Below are 22,431 nucleotides of genomic sequence, written 5' to 3'. Positions count from 1 at the left end.
AGTCTGGTGACGACGGCGAAGAGGTCACACCCGTTCCCATCCCGAACACGGAAGTTAAGCTCTTCAGCGCCGATGGTAGTAGGGGGCTTCCCCCTGTGAGAGTAGGACGTCGCCGGGCAAAGACCATCTCCTGTGGGGGGTGGTTTTTTTGTACGTGTAAATTATTTTTAAAGGTTCTAATGAGTGAAATTAAGATTGCTAGAGACAAGAAATCATGCGCCTAATAAATCCGCGCCCAAAGAGTGTGGTCCTGCGCCCAAAGCGAGCCAATTCGCGCCCAAAGAGTATCGTCCCGCGCCCAAAACAAGTCAATCCGCGTCCAAAGAGCATCTCCCGACCATAAGAATCCAATCGTATGTATTTGGAAAGAGTCCATTTGAAGTGAAGTTCGATATTGATAAGCTTCTTTATGCGCGTATATGGGGATTTATGAGCATTTATTTACAATTATGCGCATTTGAATAGATTTATGCGTGATTGTAAGACGATATGCGTCTTTGATTTGGTTTATGCGTACATATAGTAATTTATGCGTTTTTGAGTGATAGTATGTAGGAACAATGATTACAATTGTTCGTCTCACATCTTTGCATTGCTTGTAAACTTGACTTATTGTTGATTAATAAGGCTAATGAAAGGTGATGATGAATATGGCTTCCTTTTACGAGTTTTCGGTTGAAAGACCGGATGGTACTTTGCAATCTATGAGGGATTATGAAGGGTCGGTTGTCGTCATTGTCAATACAGCGAGCAAATGTGGTTTTACAGATCAGTTCAAAGAGCTTCAGCAGCTTTATGAGGATTATCGTGAACAAGGACTTGTTGTTCTTGGCTTTCCTTCCGACAACTTTAACAATCAAGAATTTGATTCGATTGAAGAAACGCTGTCGTTTTGTGAAAGGAATTATGGTGTGACCTTTCCGATGTTTGCAAAGGTGGATGTTATTGGGAAGAATGCATCTCCGTTGTTTTCATTTTTGACAGAGCAAAAGAAAGGGTTGCTCACTGAAGGTATCAAATGGAATTTCACCAAATTCCTCATTGACCGTGAAGGTAACGTTGTAGAACGTTTTGCGCCACAAACTTCCCCGGCCAAAATGCGAGAGGCAATTGAAGAGTCAATTCATTGAATAAAAGGAATTCTTTTTCTTATTTCTGTCTCCTTGACACACCTCGAAGGCGCTGATAACCTTTTAATAATATTCAACTGCAGATAATGATATTTGAGGAGGAAACACTAAATGTGGGAATCTAAATTTACTCGCGAAGGATTGACTTTTGACGATGTGTTGCTTGTACCGGGCCATTCAGAAGTATTGCCGAAGGACGTTAACCTTTCCGTTCAATTAACAAAGAAAATAACGTTGAACATTCCAATTATTAGTGCCGGTATGGATACGGTAACCGAGTCGAAAATGGCGATTGCGATGGCACGACAAGGAGGCCTCGGGGTCATTCATAAAAATATGACCATTGAAGAGCAAGCCGAGCAAGTTGTAACAGTGAAGCGATCAGAGAATGGCGTTATTACAAATCCTTTCTTCCTCACTCCTGAACATCAAGTATTTGATGCGGAGCACTTAATGGGTAAATATCGTATTTCAGGTGTTCCAATCGTTAACAATATGGATGAACAAAAGCTCGTTGGCATTTTGACGAACCGTGATTTGCGCTTCATTCAAGATTACTCGATGATTATTAATGATGTGATGACGAAGGACAATTTAGTGACGGCTCCTGTCGGAACGACGTTGGAAGACGCTGAAAAGATACTGCAACAATATAAAATTGAAAAACTGCCGATTGTCGATGAAAACGGCATATTAAAAGGCCTTATTACAATAAAAGATATCGAAAAAGTGATTGAATTCCCAAATGCTGCAAAAGATAGCCAAGGACGACTCCTCGTAGGGGCAGCGGTTGGTGTTACGTCCGATACGATGGTTCGAGTGCAGAAGCTAGTAGCTGCAGAAGTCGATGTTATCGTCATTGACACGGCACATGGACATTCGAAAGGTGTGCTTGATACGGTTGCGCAAATCCGCAAAACGTATCCGGACCTCGATATCATCGCTGGGAACGTAGCTACTGCAGAAGCTACAGCCGCATTGTATGAGGCTGGAGCGGACGTTGTCAAAGTCGGAATCGGTCCAGGTTCTATCTGTACTACACGTGTAGTTGCAGGTGTAGGGGTTCCTCAAATTACAGCTGTTTACGAGTGTGCTTCTGAAGCGCGTAAGCAAGGCAAAACGATCATTGCGGACGGAGGCATAAAATACTCCGGTGATATCGTAAAAGCTTTGGCAGCAGGTGGACATGTCGTCATGCTCGGAAGCTTGCTTGCTGGTACAACGGAAAGCCCTGGCGACACGGAAATTTACCAAGGCAGACGCTTTAAGGTGTACCGTGGAATGGGATCAGTCGGTGCTATGGAACAAGGTTCAAAAGACCGTTACTTCCAAGAGGATGCTAAGAAACTTGTGCCTGAAGGAATTGAAGGACGTATGCCTTATAAAGGACCTATTGCTGATACGATTCACCAGCTCGTCGGTGGTATCCGGGCAGGTATGGGCTATTGCGGAACGAAAGATCTTCACGATCTACGCGAAAAAGCACAGTTTATCCGTATGACTGGTGCTGGTTTGCGCGAAAGCCATCCGCACCAAGTGCATATTACGAAAGAAGCGCCGAACTACTCCATTTCGTAAAAAATGGAAACAGTCAATATGGAACTTCAGCACCTTTCCGCACGTCTTGATATGAGCGGAAAGGTGCTTTTTTAATCGAACTCCCTAATCGTGTTCATGATGTGATAAAATATAAAGTGGAAAATTGCAATGACGGAGGTATATTGGTGAAACGGGAAATGAGAAAATGGGTTGCGTTGCTGCTCATACCATTCGTACTGGTAATGACGTTCGGCACAGCACCTGTACAAGCAGAATCGACACTCGGCATACACGTAGATGGTGCCATTCTAGTTGACGCGGAAACTGGTAAAATTTTATATGAAGAAAATGCAGACACACCACTCGGCATTGCAAGTATGACAAAGATGATGACTGAATATCTCCTCTTTGAAGCGATTGAAGACGGTAAAATCAGTTGGGATCAAGAATACAAGGTCACAGATTATACATATGCAATTTCTCAGGACAGACGTCTAAGCAACGTCCCGCTCCGAAGAGATGGCGTATATACAATTAGAGAGCTTTACGAGGCCTTGGCAATTTATTCGGCGAATGCCGCGACAATCGCAATTGCTGAAACGATTGCAGGAACCGAAACTGAGTTCTTGAAATTGATGGATGCAAAAGCGAAGGAACTTGGTTTAGTCGATTATAAGTTTGTTAACTCTTCTGGGTTGAACAATGAATACTTGCAAGGGATGCATCCACAAGGGACTGGCGCGAATGACGAGAACGTTATGCCTGCCAAATCGGTTGCACTGCTTGCCTACCATTTGATGAAAGACTATCCACAAGTGTTGGAGACAACAAAAATCAATACGAAAATCTTCCGTGAAGGCACGTCGGACGCCATCAAGATGGACAACTGGAACTTTATGCTTCCAGGTTTCGTTTATGAATACGAAGGCGTCGACGGATTGAAGACGGGAACTACTGATTTCGCAGGCCACAGCTTCACGGGAACGGCAAAGCGCGGAGACAAGCGGCTCATTTCGGTTGTCATGAAAGCTGTAGACGCGAATGGAGTCGGCTCCTATAAAGCGCGGTTTGATGCGACACGGGCGTTGTTCGATTACGGATTCGGCCAATTCTCCAATGAGGAACTTCTTCCTGCAGGCTATCAATTCGAAGAGCAGAAGACATTGCCTGTCCTAAAAGGGAAAGAGAAGACCGTTGCAATCGAAGTGAAAGAGCCAATTAAAGCGATGATCAAGTCGAATGAAAAGGAACTTTACGAGCCTCGGTTTATTCTTGATGAATCTTTATTGAAAGATGGCACTCTTGAAGCACCAATTAAAAAAGGTACCGTAGTGGGCCATGTAGAGCTCGTTAAGAAAGAGGGCGAGGATTACGGTTTCATCGACTCGAAAGACCTCGGCATGGAAGTTGTCGTCAAGGAAGACGTCGAGAAAGCCGGTTGGTTTGCGCTAATGATGAGCGCGATCGGAGATTTCTTCGTCGGTATTTGGGATAGTGCAACAGGGTTTATAAAAGGATTATTTAAATAACAAAAAGGTGATGGATCCAACTAGGGCCATCACCTTTTTTGTATATTCCAAGCATCCATGAGCCTTTTTACCGTCCATTCGATCCGATCTTCCGCCAAGCCGCCGAAACCGATCAGAAAGGAAGGCTGTACATTTTTCGCGTCTTTACGGTATTCATTCAAGCCGTAAACACGGATGCCATTAGCCAATGCGGCTTCAGCCAATGTATCTTCATCCTTGTCGGTATGGACATTGATGAGGATATGCATGCCCGCTTCATCACCCGAGAATGAAACCGTCGGACCATATGGCTCTAGTGAATCCGTCAGCAGCTGCAATTTCCGTTTATATACTTTCCGCATTCTGTTTAAATGTCGGGCGAAATGGCCGTCTGCCATGAAACGGGCAAGTGTATGCTGATCGAGCCGCGGCACTGTTGAAGAATAATGGATGAACGCATCCTCGTATTTTTTGAGTAAAACCGGAGGCAATACCATATAAGCAATCCGTAAAGATGGCATGAGCGATTTTGAAAATGTACTGACATAGATAACCTTGCCTGCTTTGTCCATTCCTTGCAATGAAGGGATGGGCCGTCCTGTATAGCGGAATTCGCTGTCGTAATCATCCTCGATAATGAAATTATCGGCATTTGAAGCAGCCCAATTCAATAATGCCGTCCTACGCGCCGCAGAAAGCACTGTGCCGGTCGGAAACTGATGGGAAGGTGTGACGTAAGCAACCGTCGCTTCGGACCGTTGGAGAGCTCGTACGTCCATTCCTTCCTCGTCGACCGTAATCGGTATCGCTTCCCGGTTGTTGTGGAAAAAGACATGGTGGGTGAGCGGATAGCCCGGATTTTCAATCGCGTACAACGCCTGTGGTCCGAGAATCCGTATGAGCAACGGCATGAGCTGTTCTGTACCGGAGCCGACGATGATCTGGTCCGCGGAGCAATCGACCCCTCTCGAGTGATATAAATACTTCGCGATTTCCTGCCGAAGCTCTACATCGCCGTGAGGATGACCGAGCAGCAGAAGATGTTGCGATGATTCATCAATTATGTCTTTTGCGTATTTCCTCCATTGTGTGAAAGGGAATGATTCCGTGTCGATTTTACCAGGGGAGAAGTCAATCTCCAATTCTTTATTCTCCTCTTTGACAGCGACTGTCACCGCCTCGGTTGGCTGTACATACGCCAACTCTCCGATCTCCTGCACGAAATAGCCCCTTCGCGGTTTGGATGTAATGAACCCTTCTGCCGCAAGCTGCCCATACGCAATTTCGATAGTTGTCTGACTGACGTCGAGAAATTCGCCGAGTTTTCGTTTGGAAGGGAGTTTTTCGCCGACAAGAAGTTTCCCTTCGGTAATGTCGTTGCGAATTTGTTGGTAAATCTGCTCGTAAAGAGGAGTTTCACTTTCTTTATTCAGTTCAATTAATAGCATTTCCATTTTGACACCTCGTTCTGTGATGAATTCAAAGGAACTGAAGGAGTTATCGTTCATTTCCCGAGAATTATCAATTATTTCCTAGGAATTATCGTTTATTTTACCGATGATACCGTTATCTTGTGAGCTTAGACCTATCCGCTTTCAATCTAACAGATTCTAAAACTGACCACTTCAAATTTGGATAAACTGATTATTTCAATATGGTCATTCTTTAGTATACTGAATAAAACGAAAAGGAGGAAGAGTAAATGGAATTTAAATATGGCGGCGTTATTATGGATGTTATCAACGCGGAGCAAGCGAAAGTGGCGGAGGCGGCAGGTGCGGTTGCTGTTATGGCACTTGAACGCGTTCCTTCGGATATTCGGGCAGCGGGCGGTGTCGCACGAATGGCGGATCCGCGAATCGTTGAAGAAGTTCAAAAGGCGGTTTCCATTCCGGTCATGGCGAAAGTGCGTATTGGTCATATTTCGGAAGCGCGTGTGTTAGAAGCAATGGGTGTGGATTTCATTGATGAAAGTGAAGTGTTGACACCTGCAGATGAGGAGTTTCATTTATTGAAGAGTGATTATAAAGTTCCTTTTGTTTGCGGAGCCCGTAATTTAGGTGAAGCAGCACGCCGTCTTGGAGAAGGGGCAAAGATGCTTCGTACGAAAGGGGAGCCGGGAACGGGCAATATTGTCGAAGCGGTTCGTCACCTCCGTCAAGTGAATGCGCAAGTGAATCAAATTGTTCATATGAATAATGATGAACTGATGGTGGCGGCGAGAGATCTTGCTGCACCGTATGATGTATTACTTGCCATCCGCGAAGCGAAACGTCTTCCAGTCATTAACTATGCTGCAGGTGGGGTGGCAACGCCTGCTGACGCAGCACTGATGATGGAACTTGGCGCGGACGGTGTATTCGTCGGATCCGGTATTTTCAAATCCGAAAATCCGGAAAAATTCGCACGTGCCATTGTCCGTGCGACGGAAGACTTCAGGAACTATGAGTTAATCGGTGAATTATCCAAAAATATTGGTACGCCGATGAAAGGTCTGGAAATTAGTAAGCTACCGGAAAGTGAATTGATGGCGGTACGCGGTGTATAAAAAAATGAAGGTCAGAGCATTTATTATATTGCTCTGGCCTTTTTGAATCCTTTACGTTCTATAGCACGTAAAGAAACAATTAAAGGAAGATTTTTCTGTTTTAGAAAGGTAGGATAAATAGAAACGGGGGGTTAGCAATGAAAACTTTATTGTCACTCTTTGCGAAACCTATATGCACCATTGTCGGAATTACGATTCTTGTCGTGTTGACAGCCTGTAGCGCAGAAGATGATAGTAATGTAACAGATATACAACAAGTCCAGGATAAAACAGAGAGTGTACCGGATGTGCAACAAACTCAGTCTGAACCAGTTGTACCAGATAATTCGCAAACGACTGAAGTTGAACTGCCATCGTTTGATGATTACGAGGGTTATATAAAAATTATCTCTGAAATACCTTCATTTGAACCGTACTATCAAACCGCGTTTGATTTTGAAGGGCTTCCAGATGGGATAACAAGTGTGCCTCTTGAAGAGGTAAAAGCTATGTATGCTGAAATGAAGACGGTTTTTGATTATGTTCTTTTGAGTGAATATCCTTTATTTCACAGAGGATTTTATGAGGGCGAAACAAGTTTTGTGGATGGATATGAGCAGTATCAAACCACCCTCGCTAACATAGGTTTTCCAAATCCAATTAATGCTGTCTCGCGCGATTGGGATGGTAATGAATATTTATCAACGCCACTAAAGACGATTTTATTAGGTGAGAGTATTTTCAATCGCTTCGATAACAGTATTGAGACGGGCAGAAACCTTCTGATGTCAGATTTTACTCTTGCATCACCGAACGATCCAATTAGTGTCGTGTTAGGACATGCATATAAGGATATTTATGAACTCGGTGATATTTTTTCCTTGGAATTGATTTCTGAAGTAATGGATTTTCAAGTAGTTGGTTTTTATAAGTCAGGTGTTGGTTTTTCAAAGGATCTTGCCGCGTTAGAACATGTGAACTTTGACTACAACATCGTTATGCCGCATTTTATACCTGACTACGAACCTGTTGGTGAGGCAGCCGTTTATCAACATGCTTTTCATATTGCTGAATTGACATCAGGCTATATCAGTATTCCGGAGTCGGTCGAGAAAATAAATGACGAAACCTATGATCAGATAGTGGCCGTTTTGGAAGAAATGGCGAAACGGTATAATCTTTCCGGTCTTTATAGAATTGGCTATTGGCCGATGGGATTTGTTTGGTAAGACGGCGAAAGCGTTTATGCATATCTAGTACTATTTATGTTTTTTTGCAATAAAATCGTAGGAGGTATAGAATGGCTGAAGCGATATTTGTTTTTATCCTTTTTGTTCCGATTTTTATATGGACTCTGTTATGCCCAAAAGAAAGCGTGTTATTCGGGAGAAGGTGGCAGTACGCGGAAGAGCCAGAAATACTAAAGAAGCAATCCTCATGGTAAGAATTGGAGCTGTGGTAGGGATTTTATTTTGTACTGCTTTTTTGGTTAGCACGATCATAGCTCTTTCTGACATATGAAGGGGGATCTAAATTGGTAGAGCGACTAAAAGTATTCGATGAACATTATAGGTATGTACGTGATGAAACGAGAGATACTGTTCATAAGAAAGGCTTGTGGCATGAGACGTTCCATTGTTGGCTCGTGGACGGGACAAATGTTTTGATACAAAAAAGGAGTGCTACGAAAAAGGACTTCCCCGGCCTGTATGATATTACGGCTGCGGGTCATTTGATGGCGAATGAGGAAATTATGGACGGCATCCGTGAAGTCGAGGAGGAGCTTGGCATCGAAGTCGACCCGTTCAAGATAAAACGGATGGGCGTCGTACGGGATACGATCACGCTTCCGGGGTTCATTGATAATGAGTTTTCGAACGTTTTCTTTTACAAGTCAAACTTTTCACTGACCGACTTTTCATTGCAGCAGGAGGAAGTGGAGAGCATTCACGCGGTTTCAATCGAAGATTTGCAGTCGCTCTTTAAGCGAGAGGTAGAACAGATTATTTTGAGTAATTCTTCGGAAATTACGCTATCCGATTTTGTTCCACATGAAACAGAATATTTCCTAGCGATTTCAGAATACTTGGACCTTGCCAAAAGTGGCGGGATGTAGTAAAGTGATACTAATTTCAAATTAAAGACGATGATGGGAAGCAGTAGCAAGCACGTTTTTTGAAGAGAGCCGGCGGTTGGTGGGAGTCGGTAAAAACACTTGTGAATCCGTCCCTGAGTAGCTAGGTTGAACAATGAGTAAGCTTAGCCGGACATTGAACCGTTATTTCAAAGAGTGGATCAGCTATTTTGCTGGTCAATTTGGGTGGCAACGCGGGTAGTTCTCGTCCCTTGTATAGGGGATAGAGGGCTTTTTTTGTGTTCGGAAATAATCGTCACATTACAATTGAGGAGGAATCGGCTATGTTAGACATTAAATTGCTTCGTGCGAATTTCGATGAAGTGAAAGCAAAGCTTACAAAGCGCGGAGAAGACTTGACGGATTTGGATAAATTCGTCGGTCTTGATGAGAAAAGACGGGAACTGATTGCGAAAGTGGAAGTACTGAAGGCGGAGCGTAACGAAGTTTCGCAAAAAGTGGCTGAAATGAAACGCAATAAGGAAAATGCGGATGACGTCATTGCACGCATGCGTGAGGTCGGCGATGAAATCAAGTCCCTTGATGAGCAATTAAGTCAAGTTGAAGAAGATTTGAATTACATCATGATGCGCATTCCGAACATCCCTCATGAATCGGTTCCAGTCGGCGACAGCGAAGATGATAACGTTGAAATCCGTACATGGGGCGAGAAACCACAATTCGGTTTCGAACCGAAGCCGCATTGGGAAATCGGAACGGATTTGAATTTGCTTGACTTTGAACGTGCCGCGAAAGTTACCGGCAGCCGTTTCGTGTTCTACCGTGGGCTTGGCGCAAGACTTGAGCGGGCGTTGATCAGCTTCATGCTTGACTTGCATGTTGAGGAGCATGGCTATGAAGAAATGTTGCCGCCATATTTGGTCAATCGCACAAGCTTGACGGGGACTGGCCAATTGCCGAAGTTCGAAGAGGATGCATTCCTAGTCGAGGAAGAGGATTATTTCTTAATTCCAACATCTGAAGTTCCGGTAACGAACTATCACCGCGATGAAATTATCGACGGTGCTCAATTGCCGATCGCTTATACAGCGTACAGCACGAACTTCCGTTCAGAAGCTGGATCTGCGGGCCGGGATACGCGCGGGTTGATTCGCCAGCATCAGTTCAATAAAGTCGAGCTTGTCCGCTTTGTGAAGCCGGAAGAGTCATACAATGAGCTAGAGAAATTAACAGGGCATGCGGAGAAAGTATTGCAATTGCTTGGACTTCCGTATCGCGTCTTAAAAATGTGTACAGCAGATCTTGGGTTCACAGCTGCGAAGAAATACGACATCGAAGTATGGATTCCGACACAAGACACATACCGTGAAATTTCTTCTTGCTCAAACTTCGAAGATTTCCAGGCAAGACGTGCTTCTATCCGTTTCCGCCGCGAGCAAGGAGCGAAGCCTGAATACGTTCATACGTTGAACGGAAGCGGCTTGGCGATTGGACGTACGGTCGCTGCCATCCTTGAGAACTTCCAGCAGGAGGACGGATCTGTCGTCATTCCGGAAGTATTGCGTCCTTACATGGGTGGAAAAGAAATTATTCGATAAAATGAAGGGCCATGCGGAGTCAATCGACTTCCCGCATGGCCTTTTTTTGTTCTTTCTTCTTTTCGCGCAACGACCGGAAAAAGCTTGTCAGCATATCCCCGCATTCATCCGCAAGAACGCCTTCCGTCACTTCGCATTCATGATTAAAGCGCGGATCATTTAATAAACGGTATAGCGAATCGACGCAGCCGCCTTTCGGATCACGTGCTCCATAGACGACGCGGGGAACTCTTGATTGTAAAATTGCACCGGCGCACATCGGGCACGGTTCGAGTGTTACGTATAATGTCGTGTCTTCTAGCCGCCAGCTGCCGGTTTCCCGACAAGCGTCCTGAATGGCAGACAGTTCAGCATGCGTGACGGCGTTTTGCGACGTTTCCCGTAAATTATGGGCACGTGCGATTACTTCTCCGTCTTTCACGATGACAGCCCCGATCGGCACTTCACCAAGTGTCTCCGCTTTTCTAGCTTCCTCTATTGCCATCCGCATGAAGCGGCGGTCCATTTCAAATGCATCCATCATTCATCGCTCCTTGCAAATAGTGTACCACCACAAATGGGCATCCTGCTAATTTCCAGTGATTGCTCTATGTTTCAATAAATCGATGTGGTAAAATGAAGTGCAGAAATTGTCGAATCAAAGGAGAGCTTTTTATGTCTGTTCCGTTCATTACGGTAGAGGGACCGATAGGTGTCGGCAAAACAACGCTATCTAAGGCGATTGCGGAAGCCCATCAGTTCCATCAGTTAAGCGAAATCGTGGATGAAAATCCATTTTTAAATAAATTTTACGAAGACATCGCGGAATGGAGCTTCCAAACCGAAATGTTTTTTCTCTGCAACCGTTATAAGCAATTGAGCGATATCCAAAAGAAGTTTCTAAGCCAACGACAACCTGTTGTGGCGGATTATCATATATTCAAAAACCTTATTTTTGCAAGACGGTCGCTCTCGGCGGATGAGTATGCTAAATACGAAGAGATTTATCATATATTGACGAAAGACATGCCCGTGCCGAATGTCATTATTTATCTTCATGCCACGCTCGATACGTTATTAAAACGGATTGCGCTTCGCGGGCGTGAGTTTGAGAAGAATATCGATCCTGCCTATTTGCAACAGCTGTCGGAGGACTATGAACAATTCATCGCGGATTTTGAAGCTGCCCACCCGGACATTCCCGTCCTGCATTTCAATGGTGATGAAATAGACTTTGTCAATGACGCAGGCGATTTGCAAGCGATTCTTAGCAAGGTCGATGAGACGATACGAAAAGGAGCAGTACAATGAATTTACGAGAGAAGTATGGGATTCCGAAAAATGCAGTCATCACGATTGCAGGGACAGTTGGAGCAGGTAAGTCAACGATGACAAATGCATTGGCCGAAGCACTGGATTTTCGGACATCATTAGAGAATGTGGATGAAAATCCATACCTTGACCGTTTTTACGATGATTTTGAAAAATGGAGCTTCCATTTGCAAATTTATTTTCTTGCAGAACGTTTCAAGGAACAAAAGCGGATGTTTGAATACGGTGGCGGCTTCATTCAAGACCGTTCGATTTACGAAGATACTGGGATTTTCGCTAAGATGCATAAAGACAAAGGGACGATGGATCCGGTAGATTATGATACGTATACGAAGCTCTTTGACGCGATGGTCATGACTCCGTATTTCCCGCATCCTGATTTGCTTATTTATTTGGATGGCCCATTCGACAAAATCCTTGCACGTATCCAAGAGAGAGGCCGCTCAATGGAGCAGCAGACGCCGCTTTCCTATTGGGAAGAGCTCCATGAGCGCTATGTAAAGTGGATTGATTCCTTCAACGCATGTCCAGTTCTTCGAATCGACATTACCGATTACGATTTGAAAAGCAATCCTCATGAAGTAGAGACAGTCGTCGAGCGGATCGGCCATATGTTGAACTTGTCGGCAATGTTGAAAAAATAAAGGAAGAGCAGCCTTATACTTGGCTGCTCTTTTTTATTCACCAATATCATATCAGGCGAATATCATGTACTGACCCAAGTATGAAAGTTGGAGTGGTGCAGTGAATCAATTTTATGGAAATGTCCCCCCGATGAACTCGATGCAACCGATGCAGCCCATTAATTGCTATAGCAAAGCACAAGTCGAATTGTGATCGAGGCACAGGCAATGATGATGGCGGATATGATATCGGAAGGCATAGTTAGGCAATTTCCAAATATGTTTGTACCAATGTGAAAAAGGGACACTACACTCGTGTCCCTTTTTCATGATTTCACATATGATTTTACGAAAAACTCGTTATACAACTCTTTCAAACTCTTCGTTTCGTCCTGTACTTTCACGCCGAAGACAAGGCTGACCTCAGATGACCCTTGATTGATCATCTCAATGTTAGTGCCGCTTCTCGCAATGGCAGTTGCAGCCCGCGCAGCTAATCCAGTCGTATATTGCATGCCTTCCCCGACGAGTACGATCATTGAATAATCATGTTCCACGATGACAGCATCCGGTTCCAATTCCTTATGGATCCGTTCCACAATCCGTTCTTCCTTTTCTTTCGACAAGAATCGGCTTCGGATGATGATGGATAAGTTATCGATTCCGGAAGGTGTATGCTCGAATGGAATTTCTTCTTCCTCTAAAATTTGGAGAAGCCTACGGCCGAAACCAATCTCCAAGTTCATTAAATATTTATCGACGTAAATGGCGGTGAATCCGCTGTCCGCCGCAATTCCAATCACTTGCTGTTCATTGTAATCCCGTTCTTTGACGATCAATGTACCCGGTGCATTGGGATTGTTCGTGTTTTTGATACATACGGGAATTGATTTCCGGAAAGCAGGGATCAGTGCCTCATCATGGAAAACAGAGAATCCCGCATAGGCTAGCTCCCGCATTTCACGATAGGTCATTTTTTTGATGGCGACAGGATTTTCGATAACAGTCGGATTCGCTGCAAACACCGAGTCGACATCCGTAAAGTTTTCATATAGATCAGCTTCTACAGCTGCCGCAATGATGGAGCCGGTAATATCCGATCCCCCTCGATTGAATGTACGAAGTGTGCCGTCTTCTGTATAGCCGAAGAAACCTGGGAAGACAATAATTCCTTGCCTATCGCGCAATGTAGCGAGGCGCTCATCCCCTTCAGGCAATGCACGAACGCGTTCCGGCCGATCGTTGACGAGCAATCCGCCTTCTCTCGGGCTGACATATTGCGCATTGACTCCGATGAATTTGAAGTACTCTGCAATCAACTTTGCGTTATTATCTTCGCCTGCAGCTTTCATCGTATCCATGAACAATAACTTATCCTCTTTATCGCGGGCCAATCGTTCGCGTAAATCGAGTTCGATCTTTTCAACGATAGCGCCGTCTAAACCAAGATCTTCTGCAATCGCGCGGTATCGATCGACGACTTCCATCAGTTCGCTTTCCGCATTTTCATGGGACAAAGCCTTTTCACCAAGCTGTATAAGGAGGTCGGTTACCTTTATATCATCCGAGAAACGTTTTCCGGGTGCTGAAACAACGACAATTTTACGGTCACTGTCAGAAGTTACAATATCGACGACTTTTCTAATTTGATCGGCTGTCGCAACGGATGTGCCACCAAATTTACATACTTTCATATCATCAGATCCATTCTTTAATAAAATAAGCAATTGCACGATATCTTGAACTTTAACATAAATGGGGTTGTTATTGAAAGTTTATTTCTCTATAATGTCCTTATGCGAAGAACGATTGTTTTTTCATAGTGTACATAGAGTAAGGAGAATCGTCAATATGAAAAGTGAAATCAACATCGGTTTACTTGGATTCGGCGTCGTTGGTAGCGGTGTAGCCGAAATCATGCACCGCCACCAAGATGACTTGAGCCATAAATTGGGAGCGCCTGTAAAAATAAAAAAAGTCCTTGTGAAAGATGCAACGAAGAAAAGGGAAACAGAATTATCCCAGGACATTTTTACAACCGACATGGATGAAATCATTGAAGACCCGTCCATCGATTTAATCGTAGAAGTGATCGGGGGGACAAGCGAAGCGAAACAGGCAATTGAAAAGTCTCTCCGTGCAGGAAAAGGAGTCGTGACGGCGAATAAGGATGTCATGGCGCAGTTCGGCCATGATTTGTTGAAACTTGCGGATGAACATAAATGCGATTTGTTCTATGAAGCGAGTGTCGGCGGCGGAATTCCGCTTATTCGTACGCTTGAAGACGGGCTTGCATCCGATCGGGTCTGGGGACTAACAGGCATCGTGAATGGAACGACGAACTTCATTCTGACGAAGATGAAACACGAAAAGAAAACATATGAAGAGGCATTGGCGGAAGCAACGGAACTTGGTTATGCAGAAGCTGACCCGTCAGCTGACGTTGACGGGATTGATGCAGCAAGGAAAATGACTATTCTCGCATCCCTTGCATTTTCAACAGAAGTCCGATTGGAGGATGTCTTTGTAAGAGGAATGAAAGATATCCAAGATGGAGACCTTGCATTGGCGGAACAGTTTGGCTTCACCGTAAAGATGGCAGGGTTTGCGAAAAAGGATGATGATGGAATTGAAATCTCTGTGGAACCGGTATTCATCCAAAATTCGCATCCGCTTGCTTCGGTCAATAATGAATTCAATGCGGTTTATGTATACGGGGACACAGTCGGAGAGACGATGTTCTACGGACCAGGGGCAGGTTCATTGCCAACAGCTACATCTGTCACGGGAGACATTGTCGCGGCGTGCCGTAACTTGCTGCTCGGCGTGAACGGGAAACGGCTCCATGCACCTCAATTTGCATACAAAGTGAAAGATGACAACCAAATCATTGGCCGCTACTTCCATCGAATTTCTGTTAGAGATGAAGTGGGAGTACTATCTAAATTGGCAGCGATCTACAGCGCACATGGGGCGAGCCTTGCAACTGTTGTCCAGCATGAAGGCAGCAACAATGGCGGCGTTGATTTGATCATGATCACACATAGCATTTCAAGGCAACAGCATTTAGACATCATGAAAGAATTGCATAACACACCGGAAGTGAACGGCGTTGTTAGCTACTACCGAGTGGAGGGCGAAAACAGATGAGAAGATGGAACGGATTGATCGAAGAATATAAAGAATGGCTGCCGGTAACCGACAAAACACCTGAATTGACATTGCAGGAAGGGAATACGCCGCTCATCCATTTGAAAAACTTATCCGAGCAGTGGGGCGTCAACCTATACGTCAAAACGGAAGGGACAAACCCGACAGGCTCTTTCAAAGATCGCGGCATGGTAATGGCTGTCGCTAAAGCGAAAGAGGAAGGAAAAACCGCGCTCATCTGCGCTTCTACGGGCAATACATCCGCTTCTGCGGCGGCTTATGGTGCACGCGCAGGGATGCGGACCATTGTCGTCATCCCGGAAGGACGAATTGCACTCGGTAAATTGGCGCAGGCAAAAATGTACGGTGCGGAAATTGTAGCGATTGAAGGAAACTTCGACGAAGCACTGCGCATGGTACGCGAAGCAGGGGAAGGGAAAATCGCGCTCGTCAACTCTGTGAACCCTTACCGTTTGGAAGGGCAGAAGACAATTGCATTCGAAACGATCGAGCAATTAGGGAAAGTACCGGATATTTTTGCATTGCCGGTCGGAAACGCTGGGAATATTTCAGCCGCATGGAAAGGCTTTAAGGAATATGACGCAAAAATTGGGTCGGGTACGCCGAAGCTATTAGGTGTACAGGCGGACGGAGCGGCTCCAATCGTCTATGACCGTGTATTCGAGGAGCCGGAGACAGTTGCGACAGCCATCCGCATCGGGAATCCCGCGAGCTGGCATTTGGCAACAGCTGCACTTGAAGAGTCCGGTGGAGACATCCTCTCTGCTACGGACGAGGAAATTTTAGAAGCGTACAGCCTACTCGCCTCAACGGACGGTGTCTTTGCGGAACCTGCATCATGTGCGACGATTGCAGGCATTAAGAAACGTCTCGACGCAGGGTTGATTGAAAAGGGATCGACGATTGTCGGCGTACTTACAGGGAACGGATTAAAAGATCCTGAAACGGCCATCAATGTGAATGAAGGAAAACCTTTCTTATCAAAAGAGCAGTTTAACGCATTCTTGAACGAACTGAAGGAAGGGGCTTCGAGCTGATGGAAGGGCCATTGTTTTCAGTTGTCGTCCCGGCGACGACAGCAAACTTGGGACCTGGGTATGACAGTGTCGGTATGGCTCTCTCCTTATATATGACCGTCGAAGTCAGCGAAGCGTCGGAATGGAACGTCCATTACGACGGGGAAGAATATGCCGGTTTGCCGACCGATGAAACGAATTTGATTGTCCAAACGATTCAAGACGTGGCGGGGAGATACGGTAAAGAAATCAAACCGCACGCTTTGCATATAGCTTCCGAGATCCCTCTCGGCAAAGGGCTCGGCAGCAGCGCAACCGCCATTGCTGCGGGAATTGAAATTGCAAATGAGCTACTTAATTTATCTTTGTCACCAAAAGAGAAAGTGCGGATTGGCAGTGAGAATGAAGGCCATTCGGATAATGTAGCTGCTGCCCTATTAGGAGGCGTAACAGTCGCTTATTTCGTAGAGAATGAATTGGAAGTCATCCAACTGCCGCAACCACTAATAGGCGCTGTCATTCTCGTTCCCCCGAATGCGTTGAAAACATCGGAATCGAGGGGACTTCTTCCAACAGAGCTTTCGCATTCATTGGCATCCGCCGGGAGTGCCGCAAGCAATGTCATGCTGACAGCCATTTCGGTAGGAGATTGGGAATTGGCGGGCAAGATGTTGGAAAGAGACATTTTCCATGAACAATACCGGAAACCGTTACTCCAAGATTTCGATCAAATACGGACTTTCTGTCGCGAAGCAGGCGCTTATGGGATGACAGTCAGCGGTGCAGGCCCTTCCTTATTCGTAGCAGTGAAGGAAGGGACCCAGGAGGAGATTGCGATTAAGTTGGAAAAGGAATTTCCATATTACAAAGCAATTCCAGTTACACCTGCTCCTATCGGTTCAAGAATAAAAAAAGATGCCTAGCCAATGTTCGGCGAGGCATCTTTTTTAATTTTACTATATAGGAAGAGTGCTAATCCGGAAATGAATGCGACCCCAACGAATGTATACAATAAATTGAAAGGGGAACCAATTACACCGAAAGCGACTTCATCTTGAAGCATGACTACATTACTCCACGCTTTTTCGAACTCGGGTTTGTAGTTGATCGTCTGTATGTAACCGAACAATAGCATCCCCGTTATGTATAGAAAATGAATAATAAAAGAAATTGCCAATGCTTTACTAACGGTTTTCATTAGCTGCACCTCAACATTCTTCTTAAAAATAAAAAAGTCCATTACAAATAATGTAACAGACTTATCTCCAACTATGCGCAATTTTAAAATGAATGGCGGAGGAAGAGGGATTCGAACCCCCGCGGGCTTTAACACCCCTGTCGGTTTTCAAGACCGATCCCTTCAGCCGGACTTGGGTATTCCTCCGTATCAACAAAACATAATTTATCATGATTCAATATAGAGTGTCAACTACTTATCTGCCGCTCATTTTTAGTAAATATATTCATACAAATCTGTCTTCTGGTGAGCAGACAAAGAACTTTAAACGAGAACTCTTTCATAAGACACGCTAGAAGTTTCAAAGAGAAAAGGTTGATTTTATCCACAAAAACGTGTATACTTAGTAAGCCGTGCTAGGTGGGGAGGTAGCGGTGCCCTGTAACTTGCAATCCGCTCTAGCAAGACTGAATCCCTTTCCTGAGGCTGTTTCCGCATGTAGGGTCTGCCTCTTGCACGTAGTGTTGACGTCTGGGTCCTGCGCAATGGGAACCCATGAACCATGTCAGGTCCGGAAGGAAGCAGCATTAAGTGGTATTTCTCATGTGCCGCGGGGCAGCCTAGGCTGAGCTGTCGACAGGAGTAACGCTTATGTGCGGCAGTCGAAGGAAGGTGCACGGCTTTACTTATATAGATTCAACTCGTCCGTTTAACGGGCGAGTTTTTTTATTTCTAAAGCGAAAGCCGTTACGAAGAACGGCTTTTGCGAGTAAAAGCGCAGCGTTGCGAGCACATCGCGGCCTGCCTAGATGCGACAGGCATAAGGCAATCAGAGGAAGGCAGTCTAAAATCGCCACTTCCTGTGGCAACGACTGCATACCCGCATCCATGCGGGCACGAAACGGCGCTTTTTGCCGTGCAGCAGGGCTGACTTATGACCCCGAGCATCTGGCCGTCGAAGCTGGATGTTACATCTATCTATGTTATAATAAAAGCACTATTGCATTAAAAAAGAAAGGAGGGGGAATGGTGGTTTATCAAGCTTTTTATCGTGTCTATCGCCCGCAGTCGTTCAGCGAGATGTCTGGACAGCGGCATGTCAAGCAGACATTGCAAAACGCCTTGCAGCATAACAAGACGTCCCACGCCTATCTGTTTTCTGGACCGAGGGGGACGGGGAAGACAAGTGCCGCAAAGGTTTTTGCCAAAGCGTTAAATTGCGAGAACGGTCCAGCTAGCGAGCCGTGCAATGAATGCCCGACATGTATAAGTGTAACGGAGGGTTCGAATACAGATGTCATCGAATTCGACGCCGCTTCGAACTCGCGGGTTGAGGAAATCCGGGACATTATTGAGAAAGTCCGCTTCGCCCCCTCGAATGCGCGATTTAAAGTCTATATTATTGACGAAGTGCATATGTTATCTAATTCAGCGTTCAATGCATTGCTAAAGACGTTGGAAGAGCCGCCGCCGCACGCGGTGTTCATATTAGCGACAACTGAACCTCATAAGCTTCCGTTAACGATCATTTCCCGGTGCCAGCGATTTGATTTCAAACCGATTACGTCTGCTGAAATTGTCGACCGGATGAGACATGTATTAGGGGACGCTGGAATTGAAGCGGAAGAAGGTGCTTTAAAGGTTATTGCACAAGCTGCGTCAGGTGGGATGCGAGACGCACTCAGCATGCTCGACCAAGTCGTCTCCTTCAGCGGTGATCGGCTTACGGCGGAGAGCGCACTGCTCGTTACAGGATCAATCGGAGAAGATATTTTCTATCAATTGGCAGAAGCGCTTCTATCTAAAGACGCCGCAGCCGCGTTGACATTGCTCGACCGACTTATCGCTGAGGGGAAGGATGTCTCACGATTGGCGGAGGACTTGATAACATTTTTCAGGGATCTCCTTCTATTAAGAACAGCTCCAGATTTAACCGAACTGCTTGAATTGATTTCAGGGGATGAACGATTCGTATCCATGTCGAACGCATTCGAACCAGAAACTTTGTATTCATTCATAGATATCCTTTCGAAGACACAGCAGGAGATGCGTTTTTCTAATCACGCGAAAGTGTATGTCGAATCGGCATTGTTGAAAATGATTCATTTGGAAGCACCATCTATGCAAGTTCCGGGCAATCAAGCGACCGATCCGCATCTTGCTCAAAAGGTAGAGAGCCTAGAAAGGGTCATTGCAGACCTTCAACAGCAACTTGCAAACGGAGTCCGTCCTGCTGAAGGCGCCTCTGCTGCCGCACAGCCAAAGAGAAATGCTTCGAAAACATCCCAGTCGTTCAGAATACCGACCGGAAAGATCAATGAAGTGCTAAAAGGCGCCACCCGTCAAGATATTCAAGTGATCCGGGAAGAGTGGGCCGCGATGATGCAAACGTTGCAACGGTCCCATTCCGCACTTCTCGAAGAAACTGAACCAGTAGCGGCATCCGACAATGCTTTTGTGTTAAAATTCAAGTATGAAATTCATTGCCTGATGGCTTCGGAAAATTCCTCTCTCAGATCAGGCCTATCGGAAGCCCTTCGTACACGAACCGGCAAAGCATATGATGTCGTGTATGTACCGGAAGACGGCTGGTTGAAGGTCAGGGAGGAGTTCATCAGAAATAATGGTTTGGCGAAGCAACAGGATGGCACTGATGAGGCAGCCGGTGTGGAAACAGACGTTGCTGAGGAAGTCCCTTCATTCGTTCAGGAAGCTGAGCAGATGAATGACGATCCAATCGTTGCGGAAGCGGAAAAAATGTTTGGCAAGGAATTCATAAAAGTACATGATAATTAAAGTGAAATTGAGGAGGAAATCACTATGCGTGGTATGGGAAATATGCAAGGTATGATGAAACAAATGCAAAAGATGCAAAAGAAAATGGCGGAGGCCCAAGAAGAACTTGGTGAAAAACGCCTGGAAGGAACAGCGGGAGGCGGCATGGTGAAAGTAGTCGTTTCTGGCCACAAAGAAGTGCTTGAAGTTGTCATCGATCCATCTGTCGTCGATCCGGAAGATGTGGAAATGCTGCAGGACCTTGTGGTGATCGCGACAAATGAAGCGATGAAACAAGCTGAAGAACTAACGAACTCCACAATGGGGCAATTCACGAAGGGATTGAACCTGCCTGGAATGTTCTAGGAGGAAAAAACATGCATTATCCTGAACCGATATCGAAACTGATTGATAGTTTCATGAAACTGCCAGGCATCGGCCCGAAAACAGCGGGCCGGCTGGCGTTTTTTGTGTTAAGTATGAAAGAAGATACAGTGCTTGACTTCGCCAAGGCGCTAGTCGACGCTAAACGGAATCTCCGCTTCTGCTCGGTTTGCGGGCATATTACCGACATCGATCCGTGCCAGATCTGTCAGGACCAATCACGTGACCGGTCAATGATCTGTGTCGTTCAAGATCCGAAAGATGTCATTGCAATGGAAAAGATGCGGGATTATAACGGACTGTACCATGTCCTGCATGGCGCAATCTCCCCGATGGACGGCGTTGGTCCCGAAGATATCAATGTCCCTTCCTTATTGACCCGTCTTCAGGATGAAGAAGTGAAAGAATTGATATTGGCAACGAACCCGACCATTGAAGGGGAAGCGACAGCGATGTATATCTCAAGACTCGTAAAACCATCAGGCATTACGACTACGAGAATTGCACACGGTCTTCCAGTCGGAGGAGATCTTGAATATGCGGATGAAGTGACTCTATCGAAAGCACTTGAAGGACGCAGGGAATTATAGGGGGTCACTGCCCATGTTTGGCCGAAAGAATAAATTGAAGAGAGAATTCGATGCCCGACTGTACAAATTGCTCCTCGAAACGAAGGAGGAGTGGGAACAGGCGAGAGAAATCGAAAGATACTCACATGATTATCATGAAGAAGTGATTGTCCGCAGGAAGATAGCTGAAAGTAAGTATTTTCATCTATTCAAAGAAGCGAAAGAACGGCGGCTTCGTATAGAACGTGAGTGAACTTCGGCAAAACAGGAGTTAATGGGGAACGTGATAATTTTTCAGGGAAGCGCATAGAGTGGACTATTAGTCGAAAGGGGCGCTTTCCATGAAAATTATCGGTATCGCTATCATCGGAGTGATTCTACTCTCCCTATTAATGTTGGATAAAAAGCAGATCAAAAAACTGTCCGAGCGTCTATCCGTGTTTTGGTTCCGTTTAGCATTCGCGTTTCTCGCACTTTTCATTTTAAACATTGTCGGCGGATTCGTAGGCATTTATTTTCCGGTTAATTTCGCATCTGGCATACTTTTAGCCATATTGGGAATCCCAGGCCTAGCCGCGTTATTCGCATTTGCGATTTTTCTATAAATGCTTCTTCTATATAGAAGAGGTATTTTTTATGTTTGAGGAATGGGGAATTGCTCTTCGGCGGTTTCGTAACAGTTGAACTAATTTAACCAAGATGTCGAAAGAAATTGTCTTTTTAATTGGGTATTGCACTCAAGTGGACAAGATGGTATATTTAATTTCCTGCTTCTCCGGTAAGTGAATAACTGCTCCAACAGCTTGAAAGACTTTGAAAAAAGTTGTTGACATCGGAGTTGCAAATGTGATATTATATAAGAGTTGCTTTTGAACGAAGTGACCGATAATGAACCTTGAAAACTGAACAGCAAAACGTCAACAAATAAAGTCTTGAAGCCGACCCCGTCGGCGGACAGACAAATCGAATCTTCGGATTCAAAATTGACATCTTAAATGATGCCAGCAA

The 22,431-nt window shown here is 45.3% G+C and carries 21 protein-coding genes, 1 tRNA gene, 1 rRNA gene, 1 other RNA gene and 1 other annotated feature; of the genes, 19 read left to right on the top strand and 5 right to left on the bottom strand.

The window, feature by feature from the left end:
- Nucleotides 1-2: 2 nt before the first annotated feature.
- The 4 genes from rrf to MHZ92_RS20965 all read left to right on the top strand — a co-directional run bounded on the left by rrf (nucleotide 3) and on the right by MHZ92_RS20965 (nucleotide 4,198).
- Nucleotides 3-118, top strand: a 5S ribosomal RNA gene (rrf, locus tag MHZ92_RS20980).
- Between the two features lie 532 nt (nucleotides 119-650).
- A complete protein-coding gene (locus MHZ92_RS20975) occupies nucleotides 651-1,130 on the top strand; it encodes a glutathione peroxidase (protein WP_239433668.1) in 480 nt (159 codons plus the stop codon).
- 111 nt (nucleotides 1,131-1,241) lie between these two features.
- A complete protein-coding gene (guaB, locus tag MHZ92_RS20970; RefSeq protein WP_239433667.1) occupies nucleotides 1,242-2,708 on the top strand; it encodes an IMP dehydrogenase in 1,467 nt (488 codons plus the stop codon).
- Between the two features lie 146 nt (nucleotides 2,709-2,854).
- Complete coding sequence (locus MHZ92_RS20965; protein WP_239433666.1) at nucleotides 2,855-4,198, top strand: serine hydrolase; 1,344 nt, start codon at nucleotides 2,855-2,857, stop codon at nucleotides 4,196-4,198.
- Nucleotides 4,199-4,227: 29 nt separating this feature from the next.
- On the opposite strand, the gene pdxR is transcribed toward MHZ92_RS20965, so the two are convergent.
- Nucleotides 4,228-5,631, bottom strand: a complete 1,404-nt coding sequence (pdxR, locus tag MHZ92_RS20960) for a MocR-like pyridoxine biosynthesis transcription factor PdxR (RefSeq protein WP_239433665.1) — start codon at nucleotides 5,629-5,631, stop codon at nucleotides 4,228-4,230.
- 248 nt (nucleotides 5,632-5,879) lie between these two features.
- On the opposite strand from pdxR, the gene pdxS reads away from it, so the two are divergent.
- The 4 genes from pdxS to serS all read left to right on the top strand — a co-directional run bounded on the left by pdxS (nucleotide 5,880) and on the right by serS (nucleotide 10,397).
- On the top strand, nucleotides 5,880-6,725 hold the full coding sequence (gene pdxS / locus MHZ92_RS20955; protein ID WP_239433664.1) for a pyridoxal 5'-phosphate synthase lyase subunit PdxS: 846 nt from the start codon (nucleotides 5,880-5,882) through the stop codon (nucleotides 6,723-6,725).
- 137 nt (nucleotides 6,726-6,862) lie between these two features.
- Nucleotides 6,863-7,933 carry a hypothetical protein gene (locus tag MHZ92_RS20950; protein WP_239433663.1) on the top strand — a complete coding sequence of 357 codons (1,071 nt, stop codon included), beginning with the start codon at nucleotides 6,863-6,865 and terminating at the stop codon, nucleotides 7,931-7,933.
- 305 nt (nucleotides 7,934-8,238) lie between these two features.
- The gene (locus MHZ92_RS20945; RefSeq protein ID WP_239433662.1) at nucleotides 8,239-8,820 is read left to right on the top strand and encodes an NUDIX hydrolase; all 582 of its coding nucleotides are present in this window, start codon (nucleotides 8,239-8,241) and stop codon (nucleotides 8,818-8,820) included.
- A 21-nt stretch (nucleotides 8,821-8,841) separates the two neighbouring features.
- Nucleotides 8,842-9,054 (top strand) — a binding site (T-box leader).
- Between the two features lie 68 nt (nucleotides 9,055-9,122).
- Nucleotides 9,123-10,397, top strand: a complete 1,275-nt coding sequence (gene serS, locus MHZ92_RS20940) for a serine--tRNA ligase (protein ID WP_239433661.1) — start codon at nucleotides 9,123-9,125, stop codon at nucleotides 10,395-10,397.
- A 19-nt stretch (nucleotides 10,398-10,416) separates the two neighbouring features.
- Here serS and tadA read toward each other — a convergent pair whose 3' ends face one another.
- A complete protein-coding gene (tadA, locus tag MHZ92_RS20935; protein ID WP_239433660.1) occupies nucleotides 10,417-10,917 on the bottom strand; it encodes a tRNA adenosine(34) deaminase TadA in 501 nt (166 codons plus the stop codon).
- A 134-nt stretch (nucleotides 10,918-11,051) separates the two neighbouring features.
- On the opposite strand from tadA, the gene MHZ92_RS20930 reads away from it, so the two are divergent.
- Together MHZ92_RS20930 and MHZ92_RS20925 are read left to right on the top strand one after the other, a co-directional pair.
- Nucleotides 11,052-11,687, top strand: coding sequence for a deoxynucleoside kinase (locus MHZ92_RS20930; RefSeq protein WP_239433659.1), 636 nt, complete (start codon nucleotides 11,052-11,054; stop codon nucleotides 11,685-11,687).
- Nucleotides 11,684-12,352 carry a deoxynucleoside kinase gene (locus MHZ92_RS20925; RefSeq protein ID WP_239433658.1) on the top strand — a complete coding sequence of 223 codons (669 nt, stop codon included), beginning with the start codon at nucleotides 11,684-11,686 and terminating at the stop codon, nucleotides 12,350-12,352. Before MHZ92_RS20930 ends, MHZ92_RS20925 begins: the two co-directional genes overlap by 4 nt.
- Before the next feature lie 305 nt (nucleotides 12,353-12,657).
- Here MHZ92_RS20925 and MHZ92_RS20920 read toward each other — a convergent pair whose 3' ends face one another.
- Nucleotides 12,658-14,025, bottom strand: a complete 1,368-nt coding sequence (locus MHZ92_RS20920; protein WP_239433657.1) for an aspartate kinase — start codon at nucleotides 14,023-14,025, stop codon at nucleotides 12,658-12,660.
- Between the two features lie 157 nt (nucleotides 14,026-14,182).
- Between MHZ92_RS20920 and MHZ92_RS20915 the strand changes: the two genes are divergently transcribed.
- The 3 genes from MHZ92_RS20915 to thrB are packed head-to-tail and all read left to right on the top strand — an operon-like array spanning nucleotide 14,183 to nucleotide 17,441.
- Nucleotides 14,183-15,481 carry a homoserine dehydrogenase gene (locus tag MHZ92_RS20915; RefSeq protein ID WP_239433656.1) on the top strand — a complete coding sequence of 433 codons (1,299 nt, stop codon included), beginning with the start codon at nucleotides 14,183-14,185 and terminating at the stop codon, nucleotides 15,479-15,481.
- Nucleotides 15,478-16,539 carry a threonine synthase gene (gene thrC, locus MHZ92_RS20910; RefSeq protein ID WP_239433655.1) on the top strand — a complete coding sequence of 354 codons (1,062 nt, stop codon included), beginning with the start codon at nucleotides 15,478-15,480 and terminating at the stop codon, nucleotides 16,537-16,539. The genes MHZ92_RS20915 and thrC overlap by 4 nt, the downstream gene beginning before the upstream one ends.
- Nucleotides 16,539-17,441 carry a homoserine kinase gene (gene thrB / locus MHZ92_RS20905; RefSeq protein ID WP_239433654.1) on the top strand — a complete coding sequence of 301 codons (903 nt, stop codon included), beginning with the start codon at nucleotides 16,539-16,541 and terminating at the stop codon, nucleotides 17,439-17,441. The genes thrC and thrB overlap by 1 nt, the downstream gene beginning before the upstream one ends.
- Here the strand turns inward: thrB and MHZ92_RS20900 are convergent.
- Nucleotides 17,438-17,716, bottom strand: a complete 279-nt coding sequence (locus tag MHZ92_RS20900) for a hypothetical protein (RefSeq protein WP_239433653.1) — start codon at nucleotides 17,714-17,716, stop codon at nucleotides 17,438-17,440. The genes thrB and MHZ92_RS20900 overlap by 4 nt on opposite strands.
- Before the next feature lie 93 nt (nucleotides 17,717-17,809).
- Nucleotides 17,810-17,902 (bottom strand) — tRNA-Ser (locus tag MHZ92_RS20895).
- A 204-nt stretch (nucleotides 17,903-18,106) separates the two neighbouring features.
- Here MHZ92_RS20895 and ffs point away from each other — a divergent pair.
- From ffs to MHZ92_RS20865, 6 genes are all read left to right on the top strand, one after another.
- Nucleotides 18,107-18,375: signal recognition particle sRNA large type (gene ffs / locus MHZ92_RS20890), an RNA gene on the top strand.
- A gap of 349 nt (nucleotides 18,376-18,724) precedes the next feature.
- Complete coding sequence (gene dnaX, locus MHZ92_RS20885; RefSeq protein ID WP_239433652.1) at nucleotides 18,725-20,491, top strand: DNA polymerase III subunit gamma/tau; 1,767 nt, start codon at nucleotides 18,725-18,727, stop codon at nucleotides 20,489-20,491.
- A 24-nt stretch (nucleotides 20,492-20,515) separates the two neighbouring features.
- Nucleotides 20,516-20,836 carry a YbaB/EbfC family nucleoid-associated protein gene (locus MHZ92_RS20880; protein WP_239433651.1) on the top strand — a complete coding sequence of 107 codons (321 nt, stop codon included), beginning with the start codon at nucleotides 20,516-20,518 and terminating at the stop codon, nucleotides 20,834-20,836.
- Nucleotides 20,837-20,847: 11 nt separating this feature from the next.
- Complete coding sequence (gene recR, locus MHZ92_RS20875; protein WP_239433650.1) at nucleotides 20,848-21,444, top strand: recombination mediator RecR; 597 nt, start codon at nucleotides 20,848-20,850, stop codon at nucleotides 21,442-21,444.
- Between the two features lie 13 nt (nucleotides 21,445-21,457).
- Complete coding sequence (locus MHZ92_RS20870; protein ID WP_239433649.1) at nucleotides 21,458-21,676, top strand: YaaL family protein; 219 nt, start codon at nucleotides 21,458-21,460, stop codon at nucleotides 21,674-21,676.
- Between the two features lie 88 nt (nucleotides 21,677-21,764).
- The gene (locus MHZ92_RS20865) at nucleotides 21,765-22,028 is read left to right on the top strand and encodes a pro-sigmaK processing inhibitor BofA family protein (protein ID WP_239433648.1); all 264 of its coding nucleotides are present in this window, start codon (nucleotides 21,765-21,767) and stop codon (nucleotides 22,026-22,028) included.
- The last annotated feature ends 403 nt before the right edge of the window (nucleotides 22,029-22,431 follow it).

The sequence above is a fragment of the Sporosarcina sp. ACRSL genome, from assembly GCF_022346605.1.
In the GTDB taxonomy this organism is placed as follows: domain Bacteria; phylum Bacillota; class Bacilli; order Bacillales_A; family Planococcaceae; genus Sporosarcina.
This window is presented reverse-complemented; position numbering and strand designations above follow the sequence as displayed.